20 protein-coding genes are annotated in these 21,031 nt (G+C 54.1%); 14 read left to right on the forward strand and 6 right to left on the reverse strand.

Annotated features, from left to right (window positions below):
- Positions 1-106: 106 nt before the first annotated feature.
- Positions 107-811 (reverse strand): DUF4197 domain-containing protein, encoded by a 705-nt coding sequence (locus ABO_RS00265; protein WP_011587350.1) that lies wholly within the window; start codon positions 809-811, stop codon positions 107-109.
- Between the two features lie 112 nt (positions 812-923).
- On the opposite strand from ABO_RS00265, the gene ABO_RS00270 reads away from it, so the two are divergent.
- From ABO_RS00270 to ABO_RS00310, 9 genes are all read left to right on the forward strand, one after another.
- Positions 924-1,544 (forward strand): acyltransferase, encoded by a 621-nt coding sequence (locus ABO_RS00270; RefSeq protein WP_011587351.1) that lies wholly within the window; start codon positions 924-926, stop codon positions 1,542-1,544.
- Between the two features lie 250 nt (positions 1,545-1,794).
- Positions 1,795-2,400, forward strand: coding sequence for a TetR/AcrR family transcriptional regulator (locus ABO_RS00275; protein ID WP_011587352.1), 606 nt, complete (start codon positions 1,795-1,797; stop codon positions 2,398-2,400).
- Positions 2,401-2,463: 63 nt separating this feature from the next.
- A complete protein-coding gene (locus ABO_RS00280; protein WP_041704549.1) occupies positions 2,464-4,350 on the forward strand; it encodes an MFS transporter in 1,887 nt (628 codons plus the stop codon).
- 157 nt (positions 4,351-4,507) lie between these two features.
- Entirely contained in the window at positions 4,508-5,167 is a 660-nt protein-coding gene (locus tag ABO_RS00285) for a hypothetical protein (RefSeq protein WP_101234992.1), read from the forward strand.
- Between the two features lie 3 nt (positions 5,168-5,170).
- Positions 5,171-6,427 carry a hypothetical protein gene (locus ABO_RS00290; RefSeq protein ID WP_011587355.1) on the forward strand — a complete coding sequence of 419 codons (1,257 nt, stop codon included), beginning with the start codon at positions 5,171-5,173 and terminating at the stop codon, positions 6,425-6,427.
- A 163-nt stretch (positions 6,428-6,590) separates the two neighbouring features.
- The gene (locus tag ABO_RS00295; RefSeq protein ID WP_011587356.1) at positions 6,591-7,127 is read left to right on the forward strand and encodes a cytochrome b; all 537 of its coding nucleotides are present in this window, start codon (positions 6,591-6,593) and stop codon (positions 7,125-7,127) included.
- 133 nt (positions 7,128-7,260) lie between these two features.
- The gene (gene arfB / locus ABO_RS00300) at positions 7,261-7,677 is read left to right on the forward strand and encodes an alternative ribosome rescue aminoacyl-tRNA hydrolase ArfB (RefSeq protein ID WP_035459646.1); all 417 of its coding nucleotides are present in this window, start codon (positions 7,261-7,263) and stop codon (positions 7,675-7,677) included.
- A 452-nt stretch (positions 7,678-8,129) separates the two neighbouring features.
- Positions 8,130-9,500 carry a hypothetical protein gene (locus tag ABO_RS00305; RefSeq protein WP_011587358.1) on the forward strand — a complete coding sequence of 457 codons (1,371 nt, stop codon included), beginning with the start codon at positions 8,130-8,132 and terminating at the stop codon, positions 9,498-9,500.
- A 391-nt stretch (positions 9,501-9,891) separates the two neighbouring features.
- Complete coding sequence (locus ABO_RS00310; RefSeq protein WP_011587359.1) at positions 9,892-10,848, forward strand: NAD(P)-dependent alcohol dehydrogenase; 957 nt, start codon at positions 9,892-9,894, stop codon at positions 10,846-10,848.
- Positions 10,849-10,869: 21 nt separating this feature from the next.
- On the opposite strand, the gene ABO_RS00315 is transcribed toward ABO_RS00310, so the two are convergent.
- Both ABO_RS00315 and ABO_RS00320 read right to left on the reverse strand, forming a co-directional pair.
- Entirely contained in the window at positions 10,870-11,337 is a 468-nt protein-coding gene (locus ABO_RS00315) for a hypothetical protein (RefSeq protein WP_011587360.1), read from the reverse strand.
- 37 nt (positions 11,338-11,374) lie between these two features.
- Complete coding sequence (locus tag ABO_RS00320; protein ID WP_041705193.1) at positions 11,375-13,549, reverse strand: OsmC domain/YcaO domain-containing protein; 2,175 nt, start codon at positions 13,547-13,549, stop codon at positions 11,375-11,377.
- Positions 13,550-13,757: 208 nt separating this feature from the next.
- On the opposite strand from ABO_RS00320, the gene ABO_RS00325 reads away from it, so the two are divergent.
- Entirely contained in the window at positions 13,758-14,222 is a 465-nt protein-coding gene (locus ABO_RS00325; protein ID WP_011587362.1) for a bacteriohemerythrin, read from the forward strand.
- A gap of 153 nt (positions 14,223-14,375) precedes the next feature.
- Here the strand turns inward: ABO_RS00325 and ABO_RS00330 are convergent, their stop codons facing one another.
- The 3 genes from ABO_RS00330 to ABO_RS00340 all read right to left on the reverse strand — a co-directional run bounded on the left by ABO_RS00330 (position 14,376) and on the right by ABO_RS00340 (position 17,045).
- A complete protein-coding gene (locus ABO_RS00330; protein WP_035461606.1) occupies positions 14,376-14,612 on the reverse strand; it encodes a DUF5062 family protein in 237 nt (78 codons plus the stop codon).
- A 344-nt stretch (positions 14,613-14,956) separates the two neighbouring features.
- Positions 14,957-15,658 (reverse strand): fumarylacetoacetate hydrolase family protein, encoded by a 702-nt coding sequence (locus tag ABO_RS00335; protein WP_011587364.1) that lies wholly within the window; start codon positions 15,656-15,658, stop codon positions 14,957-14,959.
- Entirely contained in the window at positions 15,651-17,045 is a 1,395-nt protein-coding gene (locus ABO_RS00340) for an FAD-binding oxidoreductase (RefSeq protein ID WP_035461604.1), read from the reverse strand. Before ABO_RS00340 ends, ABO_RS00335 begins: the two co-directional genes overlap by 8 nt.
- A 142-nt stretch (positions 17,046-17,187) precedes the next feature.
- Here ABO_RS00340 and serA point away from each other — a divergent pair, with 142 nt between their 5' ends.
- The 4 genes from serA (at position 17,188) to lpoB (ending at position 20,940) form a co-directional block, all read left to right on the forward strand.
- On the forward strand, positions 17,188-18,417 hold the full coding sequence (serA, locus tag ABO_RS00345; protein WP_011587366.1) for a phosphoglycerate dehydrogenase: 1,230 nt from the start codon (positions 17,188-17,190) through the stop codon (positions 18,415-18,417).
- A 126-nt stretch (positions 18,418-18,543) separates the two neighbouring features.
- Positions 18,544-19,911, forward strand: a complete 1,368-nt coding sequence (locus ABO_RS00350; protein ID WP_011587367.1) for a COG3014 family protein — start codon at positions 18,544-18,546, stop codon at positions 19,909-19,911.
- Positions 19,908-20,306 (forward strand): YcfL family protein, encoded by a 399-nt coding sequence (locus tag ABO_RS00355; protein ID WP_011587368.1) that lies wholly within the window; start codon positions 19,908-19,910, stop codon positions 20,304-20,306. Before ABO_RS00350 ends, ABO_RS00355 begins: the two co-directional genes overlap by 4 nt.
- Before the next feature lie 43 nt (positions 20,307-20,349).
- Positions 20,350-20,940 carry a penicillin-binding protein activator LpoB gene (lpoB, locus tag ABO_RS00360; protein WP_011587369.1) on the forward strand — a complete coding sequence of 197 codons (591 nt, stop codon included), beginning with the start codon at positions 20,350-20,352 and terminating at the stop codon, positions 20,938-20,940.
- Positions 20,941-21,031: the final 91 nt, after the last annotated feature.

Consider the following 21,031-nt stretch of genomic DNA (forward strand, 5'->3'; position numbering starts at 1 on the left):
TTAGGTTGTGCCGGCATTGTCATCTTCACCGCTGGAAGCTCGTTACGTTCCAGCGCCTCATCTTCAGTCACGCCGCCAGCGATGCTCCTGCAAGAGTTTTGGCTGGCTAGTTAGCGTTGCCAAATACTGCTCCGATCAGAGCGCTACCCTGCTGCATGGGGTTCTGCCGAATCAAGGTTTCCTGCTCGCCGATGCGTGTGTATAGCTCATTCATGCTGTTGTCGATAACGTAGCTTTCCAGATCGAGATTGGGCTTGTTGGTAAGTGGTAACTTATTATAGGTGCCCAGCATTGTTTGGTATTGGTCATAAAAACCGGTCTGGCGCAGGTTATCTTCCACGATGGGCTGGAAGCGCTCTCGCAGGCTACTCTCGGTCTCGCCACGGAAGTAGGTGGTAGCGGCGGTGTCCCCGCCTTGAATGATTCCTAGGGCATCCTCTACGCTCATAGCGTTGATGGCGTCTTTGAATACGGGGGCGCCGGACGCCACCGCCTTTTCTGCGCCGCGGTTCATGGCCGTTTCCAGCTGATCCACGTAGCTGCCAAGGCCAAAGTTACGCAACGTATTGGTAACCGGATCTGCGCTTTTGGGCAATTTCATATTCATGGCCCCTTCCTGAGACAGCTGGTTGGCGGCCACATCGGTGCCTTTGATGAGGGCTTCTTTGATTCCGGCAGCCAGTTTTTCGTCGGTGTTGTAACCGGCATTTTTGGCCATCTCGTTGCCCATGTTGATCCAGGGCATGGCTGATTCCATATTCTGACAGCCGGCGAGTACTAGGGTTATTGCAAAGGGCAGTAGTTTCTTCACGGTGTTCTCCTTGTCTTCGGGCGTTATGCTACTGCAAGGGCGGGGACTGCTAAACTGCTATTTTTTGTATAGGGACTTCTACAGCGTCGTAGGCTGCCGGCCAGGGGGCTCAATGAGTGAAGACGATTACCGTGAACAACACAAACAACGTCTTGCCTACATGCCTTGGCTGTATGGTCGCTTGAAACTCAGGCATCGAGCTTGGGTGGAGCCCTGGCAGCAAGGGATCCAGCAGCGGTTGATGGCGCTGGAAACGGTGCATTGCGGGACGGATTGCTTTGTAGCGCCACAGGCGGTTCTGTTAGCCGAGCCGGGTCGCGATATTTTCGTGGGAGATGGCTGCCAAATTGCCGCTGATTGCGTTATTCATGGCCCTGTTCGGTTGGGGCAACGGGTCAGTATTAATCATCATGTGAGCCTGGAAGGTGGGGCAGCGGGTATTGAGATCGGTGATGACACCCGCATTGCCGCCTATTGCACCCTTTTTGCGTTTAACCATGGCATGGAGGCGGACCGGTTGGTGCGCGAGCAGCCAGTGAACTCCCGTGGGATTCGCATTGGCTGTGATGTCTGGATTGGTGCCCGGGTGGGCATCGTTGATGGCGTTACTCTGGGGGACCATGCGGTGGTAGGCATGGGGGCGGTGGTCACCCGTGATGTGCCGCCTTGGACCATCGTGGCCGGTAATCCCGCCCGTCCCATTGGCCGCCGCCCGGGGGCTCCATCCTGCTGAGCACGCTATGTGATACTCGGTAACCGCCCTTTATTAAACGATGTTTAATCGTTGTATTGATTGAACACCGTATGAAAGAGAATAATGACGCGGGTGCCCGGCAAAGAATGGCGCGTGATGGAGATAGTCTGGCGTGCTTGTAACGAGAATAATGGTGCATTAGCCAACAAAGGCCGTTCACTATCGTATGGCCATTGTTTGTCTGATGCCGGCTGTATGTCTAAAACAAAAAAATGATTGAGCATTAACTATGGCACGCCGAAATCAACATAGTCGTGAAGAACTTCAGGCACTGGCAATCGAAGCGGTGCGTGAATTGGTCGCAGAGCAAGGGCTGGCCAAACTCAGTGTGCGCAAGGTCGCTGAAAAAATACGTTATACCCCGGGGATGCTATATCACGTTTTTACCAATCTTGATGACCTGATTTTGCATGCGAATGCGGCCACTCTCGATATCTTGTTGGCGGATATGATGGCACCGGCTGATCTGGCCCCTTTCCAAGCATTGCACCAGATGGCTAGCGCCTACTTGAACTTGGCACGCACGCAAACTGCCCTGTGGCAGATGGTCTTTATGCACCGTATGCAGCATGAAGCGCCCGTGCCGTCTTGGTATCAGCAACGCACAGGGCTGTTGTTCGAGAGAGTGGAACAGCAAATGGCTCGGATGGCGGGCCGGCAGCCCACCGAGGCGGTCCATCTGGCAGCCCGAACTCTGTGGAGCAGTGTTCATGGTATTGCCGTATTGGCGGCGGAGAACAAACTAGAGGTAACCGGTGATGTGGATGAACAGGCGATGTTGGATTCGTTGCTAGAAAATTATCTGAAAAGCTGGGCGGGACTGGAGAGCAGTTGAGAGTGCAAATTTTAGCTCGCCTATTGAAACTGATGATGGCGACAACGGAAAAAGGAATAAACAGTGAAAAAAGGGTTGTTTTCATTATTGGTTTCACGGCGTTTCGGGCCGTTTTTCTTTACTCAATTTTTGGGCGCCTTTAACGATAATGTGTTTCGCCAAGCGCTGATTCTTCTTATTGCTTCTGGCGTGGTTAGCACGGTCAGCGTCAACACACTGAACAATGTAGCGTTAGCGCTGTTCATCGTCCCGTTCTTTTTATTTTCTGCCCTAGCTGGCCAAGTGGCAGACAAGTACGACAAGGCAACCCTGGTGCGCAAGATCAAGATGGTAGAGGTGTTCATTATGTGCGCCGCCGCAGTAGGGTTCTTTTTTGATGGTGTCTATTTTCTGTTGGCGGTGCTGTTTTGTATGGGCCTGCAATCCACTTTTTTCGGGCCGATTAAGTATTCGATTATTCCCCAACATCTGACAGACAAGGAGTTGGTTTCTGGCAACGCGTTGGTGGAAATGGGTACCTTTCTGGCGATCCTGCTGGGCTCCATTTCTGGCGTTTTTCTGAAGATGGACGGCGTGGGCGATGGCGTGGTTGCCATGACCGTGGTGGGGCTGGCGCTGTTGGGTTACCTGGCTGCTAGAGGGATTCCTGCCGCGCCGGCAGCGGATTCATCCATCAAGATTAACTGGAATTTGTGGAAAGAAACCTGGCACATCGTTGGCTATGCACGGGAAGTGAAATCCGTGTGGATGTGTGTGCTGGCGATTTCCTGGTTCTGGTTTATGGGGGCGGCATATACCACGCAGCTGAAAGTCTACGTGGACGATTATCTGTTCGGTACCGATGGTTTGTACGCCCTGCTACTGGGCACCTTTTCCGTGGGGATCGGCTTAGGCTCATTCCTGTGTGAAAAGCTCTCGGGCAAACGGGTAGAGCTGGGGCTGGTGCCGTTGGGGTCTATTGGCTTGAGCGTGTTCGGTATCGATTTGTTCTTTTCTTATGCCGGGTTGGCAGGCGTTGGCTCGGTAACGAATAATAATATCGGCGTTGCCAGCTTTCTACAGCAGCCTGGTGGTTATCGGGTGCTACTGGATCTGCTCGGTATTGGGGTGTTCGGTGGCTTCTATATTGTGCCATTGTTTGCCTTTATCCAGCACCGGGCCAACCCTAAGCACCTGTCGCGAATCATTGCCGCCAACAATATCCTTAATGCCTTGTTGATGGTCTTGTCCGCGGTGGCGGGTATTGTCTTGGTTGGTTTGTTGGAAATAACGGTTCCACAGTTTTTCCTTGCCCTTGCGCTGAGCAATATTCTGGTGGCTGCTTATATTTATACCGTGGTGCCGGAATTTCTGATCCGCTTGTTGGTGTGGATGCTTACCCACACCATGTACCGTGTAAAGCATACAGGAATGGACAATATTCCGGATGAAGGCCCCTGCATGCTGGTCTGTAATCATGTGAGCTACGTGGATGCATTGTTGTTGGCAGGTGCCATCCGCCGTCCGGTTCGTTTTGTCATGTTTAAACCGATTTACGATATGCCGGTGCTAAATTATATTTTCCGCACCGGTAAGACGATTCCGATTGATTCCAAATCCCGTAACCCGAAGATTTATGAACAGGCATTTGTGCGTATTCGAGAAGAATTAGCAGCCGGGGAGGTGGTGTGTATTTTTCCAGAAGGCCGGCTAACCGAAGATGGCGAGATTGATGAATTCCGTGCCGGGATTGAAAAAATTGTTAGCGACAGCCCTGTGCCGGTGATTCCGATGGCCTTATCCGGACTGTGGGGTAGCGTTTTCAGCCATAAGGGCGGCAAGGCCTTGACGCATCTGCCCCGTCGTTTCTGGTCACGTATCAAATTGGCCGTGGGCACAGGCGTCTCGCCCCAGGAGGTGCAAGCCAGCGACTTGCGCAAACGCGTTTTAGCACTGCGAGAATGCCCCTGATAGTGCTTTCGTTGCGTAAAACATACGCACGGTAACTTGGCAGCCAGGTAAAAAGACCGGAAAATTAACAATAAAAGGGTGCACTGTATTCTTTGCGGCTAGGCATAGAGCTGACGCCAGAGTGTGCCCATAACGACAATAACAACAGGGAACCAACGTGCCTGATTCTCCCCTCTCGCCGGCCTCACTGCGGGCGCGAATTCAGCAACTATTACTACAGTTGCCTCCCGTACAGCGGGCGGATGCCCGCTACCATGAGGTAGAGCATGAGTTGTTGCACGGGCTAAAACAGCGCCTGGAAGCACTTCATCATCCAGGTGAATTGGAGGGTAGCCCGCAAAACTTGCATCAATTACTGGGTGTGTCCATAGAGCAGAGCGTTCCCCAGGCACAGACCATGCTGGTTGAACGGCATTTGGCGAGCTTAACCGGTGATGAAGCTCGATTGCTGGCGGCGCTTTCGGATGGCAGTGCCTTTGCGCTTCTCACGCTTTATAGCGGCAGTCGCTTTTCCCGTGGCGAAGTCCTCTACCGTTATTCCAACGCCGGCCGGGCTGCGGGTATTCAATGTAACGACTTCATTGCTCTGTACCTGAACCATTTGTTTGCTCAAGGGCTAGTTATCGCTAGCGATTTCACCGAATCGCTGCGAACGGATTACGAATTGTGTGAAGGCGACAGTGATTTTCGTAAGGCGCAGGCAGAGTTGCAAATTCACTTGCCGAAGCTGTCTATCCGCAGGGAAACCCTGCGAATTAGTCCTTTGGGTCGCCAGTTATGGACGTTAATGACCACCCCGGCGGACATTGAGGAGTAGCCCGTGATTACCGATCTCAACCTGATATTGGCTGATGTGCAGGCCAATTGGGCGCTCTATCTGTCCATGCCTTTTGTGGCCGCCGCGATTGGTTATGGCACCAAGGTGGTGGCCATCAAGATGATGTTCAAACCGCTTCAATTTGTCGGCTGGCGGCCATTTTTTGGTTGGCAGGGCATTGTGCCCGGCAAGGCGGCTACCATGGCCAGCATTGCCTGTGACCTGATGATGGAGCGATTACTGAAACCGGAGGATGTATTCAATAAACTGGATCCTCATCGGGTGGCAGAGGAAATTCGTGAGCCCTTGATTCGCTCGGTGGAAGATATCACCCGAGAAGTGGCTGCAGAATATCAGCCAGGCCTGTGGGAGGCCGCGCCGGAATCGGTTAAGCGTTTAATTATTAAGAGAATCCAGAATGAAGCGCCGCACATGGTCGAACAGATCATGGAGGATATTAAAAATAACATCACCCGGGTTTTCGATCTCAAAGATTTAGTCATCAATGCTCTGGTGCGTGACAAAGAGCTGCTCAACCGCGTGTTTTTGGAGGCCGGTCATGTGGAATTCAAATTTATTCGTAATTCCGGCATTTATTTCGGTTTTGCCATCGGCCTTATTCAAGCGGTGGTGTGGGCCTTTACCCATAACATCTGGGTGATCCCCCTGTTCGGGTTGTTTACCGGTTGGTTCACAGATTGGCTGGCCCTGAAAATGATCTTTAACCCCAAAAAACCAGTGCGGTATCTGGGATTGTTTGAATGGCAGGGTCTGTTTTTGAAGCGCCGTAAACAGGTTGCGGCTCGTTACGGTGAGTTGGTGGCTAGCGAAATTGTTACTCCGGCTGCCGTGATTGAAGCGATTCTCAAAGGGCCCATGTCAGACCGATTATTCGGGCTAGTGCAAAAGCAGGTACAACGGACGCTAGATGAGCAGTCCGGGGTGGCTAAACCGCTGGTGGTGTTTGCGGTGGGCAGTACCAAATATCAGGAAATGAAACGCTCGGTATCCGAAAAAGTCATGCAGTATTTGCCTGAAACACTCAGCCATATGGAAGCCTATGCAGAAGAAGCCATGGACCTGAAAAACCTCATGGTAGAAAAAATGCAGGAACTGACCGAAGAAGAATTCGAAGGGTTGTTACGCCCGGCTTTTCAGCAGGATGAATGGATACTGATTACTGTGGGGGCGATTCTCGGCTTCCTTGTGGGTGAAATGCAGGTTCATGTAATGATCCACTTCGCTGTCCCGGTCGTCTGATTCGGTGTGCGCAGGTCGGTGCTCAGCTCGGCCTGCGGCTTAACGTTCAGAACCGCGAGAGCATTCCATATTGCCTGCACATTTGTCTGTCATAGTTTATAAATAGCATTTAATTATAACTAAAGACCTTAGGCCGCCCTGTGCGACCTACTAGGAGAACTTCATGTCGCTGAACGATTCCCCCACGCGTTACGGCAGCCTCACCCGATTGTTGCACTGGAGCATGGCTCTATTGTTGGTTTGGCAGTTTTTGTCGGCTTTGTCTCACTATGCTTTTGAAGACACAGCGTTTGAAACGTTTTTCTGGCCAACACACAAACCTCTGGGGCTGGTTTTGATGGTGTTGCTGGTGATTCGCTTGGGTTGGGCGCTGATCAATCTGGCCCGCCGCCCGCCTTCCCTCAGTCTGGCTGCGAAATGGGGGCATCTGAGCCTGTACGGATTATTGTTCATAATTCCGGCCTTGGCGTTGTTGCGCCAATATGGCTCCGGTAGAGCCTTTAATCCTTTTGGGATTGAGCTGATGGCGGGCTTCCAGGGTGACAAGATTACCTGGATGATAGAGCCAGCAAACCTGCTTCATGGGGTATTAGGTTGGGTGTTGCTGGTCATGATAATTGGCCATGTGGGCATGGCTTTGCTGCACCGCAAACAACCCGGTCAGCTTAACGTGTTGCCGCGTATGTGGGGCAAAGGCTGATTGTTTTCTTTGTGCTGGGCTTCCGTGCTGCTGATGCCGTAAGAGCGGGTATTGGCGTGCGGCACCAGGCGAGATAATAGTCATTGCTGTTTCTTGTTGTTAGGCTGGCAATCCCTTTGCCGCAGTTATGGTTATGCTTCAAGTCAGTCGTGATTTACAGATTCCGGACAACGAGATCGATCTACAAGCGATTCGCGCCCAGGGCAGTGGTGGCCAAAACGTGAACAAGGTCGCCTCGGCGATCCACCTGCGTTTCGATATTCGCGCTTCCTCCCTGCCCGACCGCTACAAGGAAAGACTGTTGGCGTTGAGTGACCAGCGCATTACTAGTGATGGCGTAGTGGTGATCAAGGCCCAGCAGTTCCGCACCCAAGAAATGAACAAGGAAAATGCCCTAGCCAGGCTGGCCCAGTTGATAAAAAGCGTGACGGTGGAACAAAAACCCCGCAAGGCCACCCGCCCTACCCTGGGGAGCAAACGCCGCCGCCTGGACAGCAAGACCAAGCACGGGAAAACCAAATCCCTGCGTGGCAAAGTGGATCCACACTAGGTATTGCTCACACAGACTGTGCGGGTGATTCGCAGTGTCCCGGTGTTTGTTGTTCCCTCTCTCATCGCCATCGCCATCGCCATAGGTTCTCTGCTGTTGGCACCTGGAACCGTTCAAGCCGCGCGGTCTGTGGCAGGCGCAACAGGCTAATGTGCTATTAATCCCGGTGCAGTCGCATAACGACGGTGGTATCAGGCCAAGGGCTTGCTCATGCGTGCCGGTTTCGTGCCTATTATACTGAGCTGCCGGCACAGTATAATGCGCTCTCCGCCGGAACAACGGCGGCAGGTGAGGGCTGATTAGCTTGCTGTGCCGCGGGGCGTTGCAGGCGCAGCCTTGTAATCGGTGGTGTATGAGCAACGAGTCAACACGGGAGGCGGAATACCACATGGTTGGCTGACCGCGGCTCGCACCTGGGCAGAGGGAAGCGGCGCTGGCCGCGCTGGAGAACTATGCTAATAATGCGCAACGCACTGACGGTACTGTTGCTGAGCCTGTCGCTCACCGGGTTGGCTGATACTGATTGCGAAACCGGGTATTTTGCTTTGCAGCAGGCCTTGGCCCGAGCCGGCATTGGTGATGCGCAGGCACGAACGCTGACAGGTTTTCCTCACTTGGGCGTGAATCGTTGGTTAGCCTTTCAGCAGCGCAAGGCCGTCAGTGAGCCTCAACAACAGCAGTGGATTCGTTTGGCTACAGCCAAGGCCTGGCGAGATCAGTCCGTTCTGGTTCAGCGGCTAACCACGGATAGTGATGGATTTTCCCCGCAAACAGCGCAAACATTGCTGGCCTCCTGCCTACCGGTGCTCGCCGCCCGAACAGATTTTTCTGTGTTACCCCAAGCCGAAATTCCGGACAGTTATGCTACGTGGTTGCGGGTAGCCGGGATGTACCCTCTTATGGCCTGGCTGGCCACAGGATCGATTGATGATTACCACCGAGAAATGAGTGCGCGTTTTCGTGATCCGGCGCGTCAACCGCGGCAACAGTTTTCGCCGCCTACGGGCGGCACTGTGCCGGTGGCGCCGGACGTATTGTCGGCGAATCCGCTGCGCATACCTTTGCCGGATACAGAGCAATGGCAGGCAATGTTATCGCACTACGCGCCGGTTGTTGCGGTGTCCGACACCCAGCCTTGGAATGTGCCGGGGCAGATTCAGCTAGATGAAACGCATACGCCGGTAATCCGCACTGAGACACCTGTCAGTTATACTTGGCCAAGCTGGACCCATTTTCGTGGCAAAAACCTTCTACAAATCAACTACCAATTTTGGTTCAGCAAGCGCCCGAAACGTGGTTGGCTGGATACTTATGCGGGCTCTCTTGATGGGGTGATTTGGCGGGTGACCCTCAAGCCCAATGGCAAGGTGCTGTTTTACGACAGCATTCACCCATGTGGCTGTTATCACAAAATTTATCTTGTCGACCCGACGTTGAAAGCGGCAGACATAGAGGGTGATAAGCCGGTGTTCTATCCCGGCTACGTGGTGGATGCTTATGATCAACGCATCACTCTGTTGCTGGAGCCAGACACCCATTATCTGGTTCGCGTGACCCCGACATCAGATCTCTTACCTACCAGCTCCTATCAGCTGGCTGATGCCAACGCGCTCCGAGCGTTGAAACATCAAGATGGTACTGTCGCCAGCCTGTTCAATGCCCGTGGGCTTGTGCCAATCTCAAAACGGGCAGAGCGGTTCTATTTATGGCCCATGGGAATACCGTCTGCCGGCGCCATGCGCCAGCCAGGCGAGCATGCGATCGCGTTCAAAGGTCGTCGTCATTTTGATGAAGCAACCTTGGCAGAAACATTGTTTGAATAGTACGCCGAGCTTTAGAGAAAGCCTCTCGCCTCTGCAAAAGCCCCAAAATCCAGTGTGGTTCTTTCGTGGCCGGTCGCTGGCAGGTCTGGTGATTGGAATTTGCTATGGTGTTAGCGGCTCAGCCGGCTAGTAGAGCGAGCATCATGAGTGAAGCTATACGAAAATATAGGGCTCTATCCTGCACTGTTACGGTGTAAGGATAAACGTTCGAGACATTATGATGAAAAAGAATCCTGAGCCCTGTAATAAGTCGCTTATTTCCAGCAAAGACGGCGGATAGCAACGTTATTCATTGACACAAACTGCTTATCCCTTTGGCGTTATAGGATTGCTCACCTTCTCTTGCCCTTTGTTAAGCTTGGGGCCGTATTAATGCCTCAGGAGCTAAACCATGAAAGCCATCGCTACCACCGGCTGGGGCCTCAAGCCCACCCTCTCCCTGATTGAGACAGATGCTCCAGGACGATTAAAAGCGGATGACGTGCTGGTGGCCGTCCATGCGGCGTCGGTTAACCCCAAGGATTGGAAGCTGAACTACAATTTGGCGGTGGCAGCGAGCCCGGTGATGGTTAAACAACTAAAGCCCCTGTTTGGTGATGACCTGGCAGGCATCGTGGTGGACACGGGTCCTAATGTTAGTGACTTTGAGATCGGTGATGCGGTTTATGGAATGGATATGCGCCTGCGAACCGCATCGCTGGCAGAGCTGACCCTGATTGATCAGCGCCGTATTGCAAAAAAGCCGGAGAACCTGTCATTTACTCAAGCCGCCGCCATGCCTCTGGCCGCCCTCACCGCGCTGCAAGGGTTGCGTAAAGGGAAAGCGGAAGCGGGGAAAAAGGTATTGATTATCGGCGCGTCTGGTGGAGTGGGTAGTTTCGCCGTTCAAATAGCGAAAAACCTGGGCCTGCATGTCACCGGTGTGTGCAGTGGTCGGAACACCGATTTTGTTCGTGAGTTAGGGGCGGATGCGGTGATTGATTACACCCAGGGGGATTACCGCCATTCGGCAGGTGAGTTCGATCTGGTATTCGATGTGACATCTTATGAAACGCCGCTAACGTGTGCCGCGCTGTTGGGCAAGAAGGGCTACTTCATTTCCACTGGTGGCGATGGCAAATCTATGTTGGCCACCCCGCTCTATCGGCTGTTGGGCAAAAAAGCCGGCACAGTGGTGGTCGAATCTTATCGGCGTGATCTGGAAACACTAAAGGCCATGGTGGAAGCGGGTTCTTTGACACCAGTAATCGATAGCGTTTTTACGTTGGCAGAGAGCGAAGCGGCCTATAACCGCAGCCGTTCCGGCCGCTGCCGGGGAAAAGTGGTTATTAATGTGGCTAACGCCTGACCGCCGATAGCGTTGGCAGGTCTATGGTCCGGTCGCGTCGGTTAGCCGCACGGCAACCCCTGTTTCAGTATTCCCTGCCCTTGAACCGAAAAGAGTTACCCACTGATTCTTTACCAGAAGCAATGTGGCCTGTGCGGTGCTATGCCCTCGTTGGCTGGTGCTGTAGTCACCAACGAACTGGAAGCGGAATTGGTCAGGCTGCTCAGGGTCCGGCTGTATGGCGTAGCCCAGAGTGAACGGTTCAGAGGCAATGAACCCTTTATCCTCAATATCCACAGCAACGTTCAGGGCGTCAGCTGAAGCCATGAATGAAGGCAAGGGACGTGTTGAGCGACCATCGGATGCAGTGACCGCGCACTCACAATAACGTATCTCCATTCGTAACGGTTTGGCAGAGAGATAGGTTGCCATTGCCGCTGTATCGGCCAGCGCAAAACCAGGCACCAGCAGTAACAACACCGACCAAAACCGTTTTGCTATTGTGCTCATGATATTTTCTCCGCGTTGATCTGGCTTGTTTCAAGTCTTATTTTGCCCGTGCTGCGTGCAACTTTTTATAGCTTTCGATTAGGCGTTGGTGTTTTTCCAGCCCTTCCAGTTGCATATTGGTGGGGGTCAGGCCGGGGAAACGGAGGCTGCCTTCAACAGCGCCAATGACGGTTTCCAGGGTATCTTCACCGTACATGCGCCCCAGGTTTGTGCGGTAGTCATCCAGTGACAACTCTTCGTCCAGGGTAATTTCCAGTACCGCATTAACAGCTCGGTAGAACAGGCCGCGTTCCACGGTGTTGTCGTTGAACTGAATAAACATGTCCACCAGCTCCAGCGCATCTTCATGGCGCTGTAATGCCAGATAGATCAGCAGCTTCAATTCCAGAATAGTGAGCTGGCCCCATACGGTGTTCTCATCGAACTCGATACCGATCAGGGTGATGATGTCGGTGTAGTTATCAATCTGGCTTTCTTCCAGCCGTTCCACCAGCTGGCTCAGCTGCTCATCGCTGAGGCGGTGCAAATTGAGAATGTCCTCGCGGTAATCCAGCGCCATGTTGGTGTTGTCCCATACCAGATCTTCCACCGGGTACACCTCGGAAAAATCCGGCACCAAAATCCGGCACACCGGTGCGCCTAGCTCTTCGTAGACAGCCACGTAGGCTTCTTTCTCCAGGCTTTCGAGAATGCCAAACAGGCGCGCGCTTTCTTCTTCTGTAGTGCCAGAGAAATCCCATTCGCAAAAAGATTCATCGGCCTGGGCACTAAAGAAACGCCAGCTCACGACCCCGCTGGAATCAATGAAGTGTTCCACGAAATTGTTGGGCTCGCAGACTTCCTGGCTATTAAACGTGGGCGGTGGCAAATCGTTGAGGCCTTCGAAGCTGCGACCTTGCAGCAGCTCGGTAAGGCTGCGTTCCAGTGCGACTTCGAAGCTTGGGTGGGCACCAAAGGAGGCAAAAACCCCGCCGGTGCGCGGGTTCATCAGCGTTACGCACATAACCGGAAACTGCCCGCCTAGAGAGGCGTCTTTCACCAGTACCGGGAAACCCTGTTCCTCCAGGGCGGTGATACCTTCAACAATGCCGGGATACTTGGCCAATACTTCTTGGGGCACATCCGGCAGGGCAATCTCTTCTTCAATGATGTGCTTCTTCACCGCCCGTTCAAAAATTTCCGACAGGCATTGCACCTTGGCTTCGGCCAAAGTATTGCCGGCACTCATGCCGTTACTCAGGAACAGGTTTTCAATGAGATTGGAGGGGAAATACACGGTCTCGCCGTCGGACTGGCGAACGAACGGTAATGAGCAGATGCCCCGGTCGGCACGGCCGGAGTTGGTATCAATCAGGTTGGAACCGCCCAACTCCCCTTCCGGGTTATAGATGCCCAAACAGTAGTCATCCAGAATGCCCTCGGGTAGCGCGTCGTTGGGCCCGGGTTTGAACCACTTTTCGTTGGGGTAATGGACAAAGTTGCTGTTGGCGATCTCTTCCCCGAAGAACTGGTCGTTGTAGAAGAAATTGCAGTTTAGGCGTTCGATGAATTCGCCCAGTGCTGAACATAGCGCGGCTTCCTTGGTGGCGCCCTTACCGTTGGTAAAGCACATGGGGGAGGCGGCGTCGCGCACGTGCAGAGACCACACATGGGGAACGATGTTGCGCCAGGAGGCGATCTCGATCTTCATCCCCAATTTCGCGAGGATCGCGGTCATGTTGGCGATGGTCTGCTCCAGCGGCAGGTCTTTGCCTTCAATAAAGGTACGGTGGGCCTCGTCCGGTTCCACCATCAGCAGGGCCTGGGCGTCTTCGGTGAGGCTGTCCACCTGCTCGATCTGGAAGTCAGGCCCGGTCTGGACCACCTTCTTCACCGTGCAGCGATCAATCGAGCGAAGTATCCCCTGGCGGTCCTTGTCGGAAATATCCTCCGGTAGCTCAACCTGAATCTTGAAGATCTGGTTGTAGCGGTCCTCCGGGTCAACGATGTTGTTCTGCGACAAGCGGATATTATCGGTGGGGATATCCCGCGCCTTGCAGTACACCTTCACAAAATAGGCCGCGCACATGGCCGACGATGCCAGGAAATAATCAAATGGGCTGGGTGCTGAGCCATCGCCCTTGTAGCGGATGGGCTGGTCTGTGATGACAGTAAAGTCGTCGAACTTGGCTTCCAAACGAAGGTTATCGAGGAAGTTGACGTTGATTTCCATGGCGGGGCTACCGAGTCGAGGAATGGCTGTGGCGGTCATTATCCCGCTTTTAACCCTCACCGTCTGTAGGAGGACGGTTTTCTCGGCTGTGGACTTTACTCAGCACACTGCTGTTTAAACATTGATCTATGTCTACATCGGCTACCCTGCCCGCTGCTAGCGTAAAGCCCATATTGCTTGCCTCCACACCACTAACCGGAGAGGGATCATGCGCCTCGTATGGGGCCCGGCCTATGAACTGGGCATTTTGGTCATCGACCAGCAGCATAAACGCATCGTGGATTACATCAACGACCTAGACCGTCTAGTCGGCCAGCCTGGCGCCCAACTGGGCGTGGCCCGAGTGCTCTATGATCTGGTGGACTACACCGAATCCCACTTCAGTTTTGAGGAAGCACTGATGGAGCGGGCCGGCTACGACAAGCTGGATGATCACCACTCTCAGCATCGCAAGTTCATCTTTCACATTGAGTCCCTGCTGCGGCGTCATGAAGAGGGTGTCGACGTGGCAGAGTCGCTATTGCGGGTTTTGGAAAAGTGGCTGTTCCACCATATTCTTGAAGAAGATCGTGCCTATACGCAGCAGGTGCGGGATTTTGTCGACGGTATTGGTCGTGAACGGCTGGGCGGCTGGGTCAACGAAAATTTGCGAAAACACTTTCGGATGATGTAATCACGGTTAGAGCGCTATTTCACAGAGGATAATAGCGCTATCAACGACCGTAATTTGGGCAGCGACACCGCTGCCCTGCTCGCTATTATTTTGCTGGGTACGGTGTTTGCCGCGCGTAAGACCCAGAGCCCATAGCACGGCGTTATTGTTTCATTACGGTTGTTTAGAGGCCCAGATCGCCAGCTTGTGCTGAATCGTGGGTTGCGACACCTGGTCCTCTGGTAATGGCTGGATGATCTTGTCATGGACCAGCAGGCGATAAATATAGAGCAACTTCTCGGAGGCAGAATCGGTTGCTTCAAATTCCACCACGCCGCGTTTCTCTGCGTAGGCGACCCCTATCTGTATGGCTTTCTTGACCAGCTCTTTCTCGTTTTTCAGTTTCTTCATGGGGCTTGCCCTCACTGCTAGCTCAATGTGCAGCTTGGCACAAAGCGGCTTGGGGCATAAGTGCGGGTGTAATGAGAGGGGCTAGGTGGTTTGATCGCTGAGCGATAACCTGTTCTGACATACGCCGTATGCCGCCCTTGGGGGCTTCGCGATGTAAACATTCATGCTCAGAAATCTCACAGGCAGTTTTGCTTTGGTCATCACATAGAGGCGCGTTGCGCCTCACTATGGCTCCAAGGCTACTGGAGATCCCCGTATTCAACACCGTGTTTGGCGGTTTCGCGGTTCCTGGGGTGCTCCCATCATGAGGGGCCAGGAAGGCGGCGGCGGGAGTTGTGCCGTTATCAGGCGACGGAGCCAAACACCTGAATGATGTTGCCCAGCCTGGCGGTGAACTTGTCGCCGCTGTTCAGCGGACCGACGCCGGCGGGGGTGCCGGTGAAAACTACATCGCCTGGTTCCAAGGTGAAGGTCTGGCTGATTTCCGATAACAGCTCGAAGGTGGGGAACAGCATTTGGCCGGTGTGGCCGTGTTGTTTTACGGCGTCGTTAAGTTCTAGGGTAACGCCCAGGTCCTGGCGCACCGAGATACCGCGGGCATCGATAAAGCCGGATACCGGGGCGGCGCCGTCGAAGGCTTTGGCCCGTTCCCAGGGGTGGCCTTTTTCTTTCAACTGGTTCTGCACTTCGCGCAGGGTCAGATCCAGGCCGATGCCGTAGGCGGCGACGCTGAAGCGCACGTGATCCAGGCGGGTTTCCTTACGGATGCGTTTGCCGATCAGCACGACCATTTCCACTTCATGGTGCACCGGCCCTTGCCCTTCGGGCAACACTAGCGGCTCGTGCAGGCTGGTTAGTGCGGTGGCGGGCTTCATAAACAGAATAGGGGCATCCGGGGTTTCATTGCCCAACTCTTTGGCGTGGTCGGCGTAGTTGCGGCCCACGCAGACCACCTTGCCCACCGGCATGTTCATGGCGGAGCCGTCGATCCAGCGATGTTGGTAACCGTCCGGGTCTACTTGGATTTCGTTGATCTCATCAAACATCGAACAGTTTTCCCGGGTTCATCACATTGTTGGGGTCGAATACCTGTTTCACCGCTTTCATGCAGGCGATTTCTTCCGGGCTGCGGGAGTATTCGAGGTAGGGTTTCTTGGTCATGCCCACACCATGTTCGGCGGAAATCGAGCCGTTGTATTTCTGCACGATCTCGAACACCCACTTGGAGACGTTATTGCACTTGGCGAAGAAGTCTTCCTTGGGCAGGTCTGCTGGTTTGAGGATGTTCAGGTGCATGTTGCCGTCGCCAATGTGCCCGAACCAGACGATTTCGAAATCCGGGTAGGCGTCTTGCACCACGGTGTCGATGTCTTCGACAAAGTCCGGCACTTTAGAGACGGTGACGGAGATGTCGTTCTTGTAGGGGGTGTGAGGGGCGATGGATTCGGAGATGCGTTCGCGCAGCTGCCACAGCTGATCCAGCTGCTGTAGCGACTGGCTCATGACGCCGTCCAGTACCCAGCCTTCTTCCACGCAGCGTTCAAAAATGGCCATGGCCTGGTCGCCAATTTGTTCAGACAATTGCTCGAATTCCAGTAGGCAGTAGAACGGGCATTCGGTATCGAAAGGCTTGGCGACACCGTGTTCCAGCACGTGGGCCATGGCCTTGTCGGAGAAGAACTCGAAGGCGGTGAGGTCGATGTCCTGCTGGAAGGCATGGAGGATTTTCATTACTTCCCGGAAGCCTGGCGCGCCCAGTACCAGGGCGGTCAGGTCTTTGGGCTCGCGGGCCAGTTTTACTGTGGCTTCTACCACAAAGCCCAGGGTGCCTTCAGAGCCGATAAACAGGTGGCGGAAGTCATAGCCGGTGGCGTTCTTGATCAGGCCCTTGTTCAGGTCCAGTAGTTCACCCTTGCCGGTGACCACTTTCAGGCCGGTGATCCAATCGCGGGTCATGCCGTAGCGAATTACCTTGATGCCACCGGCGTTGGTGCCGATGTTGCCGCCGATTTGGCTGGAGCCGGCGGAGGCAAAATCGACCGGATAGAACAGACCTTTCTGTTCGGCGAATTCCTGCAGCTGCTGGGTAATGACGCCGGGCTGTACGGTGACGGCGCGGTCGAATTCGTTGAAATCGAGGATCGTATTCATACGATCAAAGGCCACGACTAGCTCATTGTTGGCGGCGACTGCGCCAGCGGACAGGCCGGTGCGACCCCCGGATGGCACGAGGTGCAAACCATGCTCGTTGGCGATTTCGACGATCTGTTGCACTTCCTCGGTGGTTTCCGGCAGTGCCACGGCACAGGGTGCCGGTGCCCATACCTTGGTCCAGTCGACCCCGTAACGTTCGGCGCTTTCCTGGTCGGTGAGGCAGCGATTGCCAAGCAAATCAGTTAGTTGCTCTAAGGCAGCATGGGCAAGGGCAGTCATCAACAGGTCTCCTGAACGGGTTTAACCGGGGGGTTGAAACGGGTTCACGCTGACTTGAGCAGAAGTACAGCATGGGTTGCTCTCAATTTGAGCGCGCTATGTTAACATACGCGCCCATTTCACAGGCTACCGAGACAGAATCATGGCCGATACTTCTCTTGAGAAGGATAAGATCCGCGTTCTCCTGCTCGAGGGCATCCACGAAAACGCCGTGGAGAACCTGAAAGCGAATGGTTACTCCAATGTGGAGCTGCTGCCCACCGCGCTCACCGGGGATGACCTGACTGCCAAAATCAAGGATGCTCATTTTGTTGGCATCCGCTCCCGCACCCAGCTCACCGAAGAGGTGTTTGAGGCAGCGGAAAAACTGATTGGCGTTGGCTGTTTCTGTATTGGCACTAACCAGGTAGACCTGAAGGCCGCCCTGAAGCGTGGTATCCCGGTTTTCAACGCGCCTTACTCCAACACCCGCTCGGTGGCGGAATTGGTGATTGCTCACACCATCAATATGATGCGCGGCATTCCGGAAAAGAATGCGGTTGCCCACCGTGGTGGCTGGCTGAAGTCTGCCAAGGACAGTTACGAGATCCGTGGCAAGACCTTGGGTATCGTGGGTTACGGCAACATCGGTGCGCAAGTGAGCGTGTTGGCTGAATCCATGGGCATGAGAGTAAAGTTCTACGACGTGGTACCTAAGCTGCCGCTGGGTAACGCTGAGCAGGTGGGTACTCTCACTGATCTGCTGGCCCAGTCTGATGTGGTGAGCCTGCACGTGCCGGACACTGCTGATACCCGCTGGATGATTCAGGAAGAGCAGATCCGTGCGATCAAGCCCAAGGGTTACCTGATCAATTATGCGCGCGGCAAGGTTGTCGACATTGAAGCGTTGGCGGCGGCCCTGAACGACGGCCACCTGTTGGGCGCGGCCATCGATGTGTTCCCGGAAGAGCCGAAAGGTAACGATGACGAGTTCATCAGCCCGCTGCGCGAATTCGATAATGTGATTCTGACTCCGCACATTGGTGGCTCCACCAAGGAAGCCCAGGTCAACATCGGTACGGAAGTGTCCGAAAAGCTGATCCGTTATTCCGACAACGGCGCTACCTTAGGTGCGGTGAATTTCCCGGAAGTGGCTCTGCCCCCGCATCCAGATATGCACCGCCTGCTTCACACCCACAAGAACGTGCCCGGCGTGCTGACTCAGATCAACACGGTTTTCTCCGAAAATGGCATCAACATTTGTGGCCAGTACCTGCAAACCAACGAAGAGATTGGTTACGTGGTTATTGATGTGGATAAGGGCTACAGCCAATTGGCGCTGGAAAAGCTACGCACTATCGACGGCACCATTCGTACCCGGGTGCTGTTCTAGGGCATAGAGCTTGCGGTATACATGCGCCGGCATATTGTGCCGGCGATATGTGAACTGCTCGACAAAAAGCCGGAGTCAGGCTAACTTGCCTGCTTCGGCTTTTTTCTTGGGGCGTACACTAAGACCATGAATTTATTAAGGAAGGGATGCCTGTGGGTGGCGTTGTTGGCAACGCTGAGTGGGTGTGCCACGAACTCCCTGTTCGTCTCTTACCCCAGCCAGGCACAAAAATGGAAAGCCACATTGGGGAATGAGGCTGCCAGTTTGGGGACCATGCAGAAATTGGAGAAAGCCACCGCCGGGGGCGATGGCGTGTTGTATCTTCAAGAGTTAGGCCGGGTCGCGCAGCTCAATGGCCAGGGTGAGGTCAGCCGTAATGCCTTTGCCGATGCGGTGTCCAAATACGATGCTGAAGACGCCAGCGCGAAAATCCAAGTGTCCTCTCTAGCCGCCAGCGGCACCTCTTTGCTCACCAACGATAATGCCCGCCCTTATGTGGCACCGGACTACGAGCGCATCTTTACCCGTGCCTATCAGGCCATGAATTATTGGGCTGAAAACGATGTCACCGGCACCGCTGTAGAATTGCGGGCGGCGGCACTGGAGCAGCGGGTGTCGGCCAGCAAACGGGAAAAGGAAATCGCTAAGGCTGAGGAAAAGGCGCAAGAGAACGACGTGGACGTGTCCCAGTTCGATGGTTACTTCGAGGGTATTGATGCGGTAGCCGGTGACGTTAAAGCCAGCTTCCAGAATGCCTGGACCTTCTATCTGTCTGCCTTGTTCTGGGAGGCGCATGGTGAATATAACGATGCCTTGGTCGATTACAAGAAAGCGCTGGAGATCCATTCCGGCATCGATATGATTAAGGAAGACGTGGAACGGGTGTCTAACCCAGAGGCTCGGAGTGGCAGTGATGAGGGCATGGTGGCGGTGCTCTATGAACAGGGCTTTGTGCAACCCCGGGAAGAGTTCTCCCTGCCGATTCCCACTGTCCACGGGGTGTTTTCCGTGGCATTCCCGACCTATGCGATTAGCAGCAAGCCACGCCCGGACAGCCTGCGAGTGCTCGACAGCGCTAGCCAGCCGTTGGGCGAAACCGTGGTGTTGGCGGATGTGGGCGGCTTGGCCGCGAAAGATTTGAAAGAGCGCATGCCCGGCATGTTGGTACGCCAGACGCTGCGGGCCACGGCTAAATACAACATGCAAAAACAGGCCAACGACAACTTCGGCCTATTAGGCTCATTGAGCACTCAGATTTATAATTTGGTTAGTGAGCAGGCCGACCGTCGCAGCTGGCTGAGCTTGCCAGCCTATGCTCAGGCTACCCGACTTCACTTGCCTCAAGGTGAGCACGTATTAGTGCTAAGTACCCCGGCAGGTAACAGAACGCTGACGGTTCCGGTCGTGCGCCGGGGCCTCACCGTGATTCATGCAGTGGCCGTACCTGGCCAGTTGATTACTCGCATATTACCCGTTCAGGAGGGTCCCCTATGACATTTTTACGCCCGATGTTGGCAATACTGGTAGCGTTGGTGCTGGCGGCATGTTCCGCCAGCAATAAAGGCCAGATGGAAGTAACCGAAGACGGCGAAGTCGTCACTAAGGTGCATTCCAGCAATAGCTTGCTCTCCAGCCGCATTTCCGTTGTAGACCTGCGTCAAAAGCGCGTTGGCGATTTGCTTCAGGTTCAGGCTGTATTGGAAAACGACTGGAAATTCCAGCTCGACTTCCAATACAAGTTCAAATGGTTTGATGCCGACGGTTTCGAGCTTGAGCCAGAAGCCCAGCCCTGGCGGCAGGTGGTGATGGCCGGTCGTAGCCAGAACAGTGTGCAGGGGGTGTCCCCCAACCCGTCCGCCGTGCGCTTCGAAATCTGGGTGCAGGAATAACGGTCAGCCCAGCTGACGCAACAAGGAACAAGGAGAAATAAGAATGGTACGTTTATTTTCAATGATGATGCTCGGCGCTGCATTGGTGCTGTCTGGTTGTTCCACTGTGGATTATGGTGATGCCCAAGGCCGTGAAACCGTGAATACCGACTTCGGTTCCACTGACCTGCAGATGATTGCCAGCAAGATGGTGGATGACATGCTGGTGTTCCCGCCCATTGTGCAGATGACCCAGAGCCGTCGCCCGGTGGTCTTTGTCGATCGCATCAAGAACAAGACCACCGAGCATGTGGATACGGAATCCATCACAGATACCATCCAGTCCAAGCTGATCAATTCCGGTAAATTTCGTTTTGCCGACATGACGGTGGTTAATCGTGTACGCGAACAGTTGGATTACCAGAGTGATTCCGGCCTGGTGGATCAGAGCACTGCCGCGGCCATGGGTCGTCAAATCGGCGCTGAGTTCATGATGTACGGTAACTTTTCTTCCATTGTGAAGCGTGATGGCAGCACCAAAGATGTGTATTACAAATTCACCCTGAAGTTGCTCAACATCCAGACCGGTATCATTGAGTGGGCGAACGAGAAAGAAATCCGCAAGACCAAATCCAAAAGCCTGTTCGGCCTGTAAAGCGACGGTATTTGCGGTGGCAAATGACTACGGCAACCCACGCCTAGTTCTACCGAGGCGGTTGGAGGCAGGGAGGCTTGCCTCCGTTATT

The sequence above is a fragment of the Alcanivorax borkumensis SK2 genome (assembly GCF_000009365.1).
Taxonomy (GTDB): domain Bacteria; phylum Pseudomonadota; class Gammaproteobacteria; order Pseudomonadales; family Alcanivoracaceae; genus Alcanivorax; species Alcanivorax borkumensis.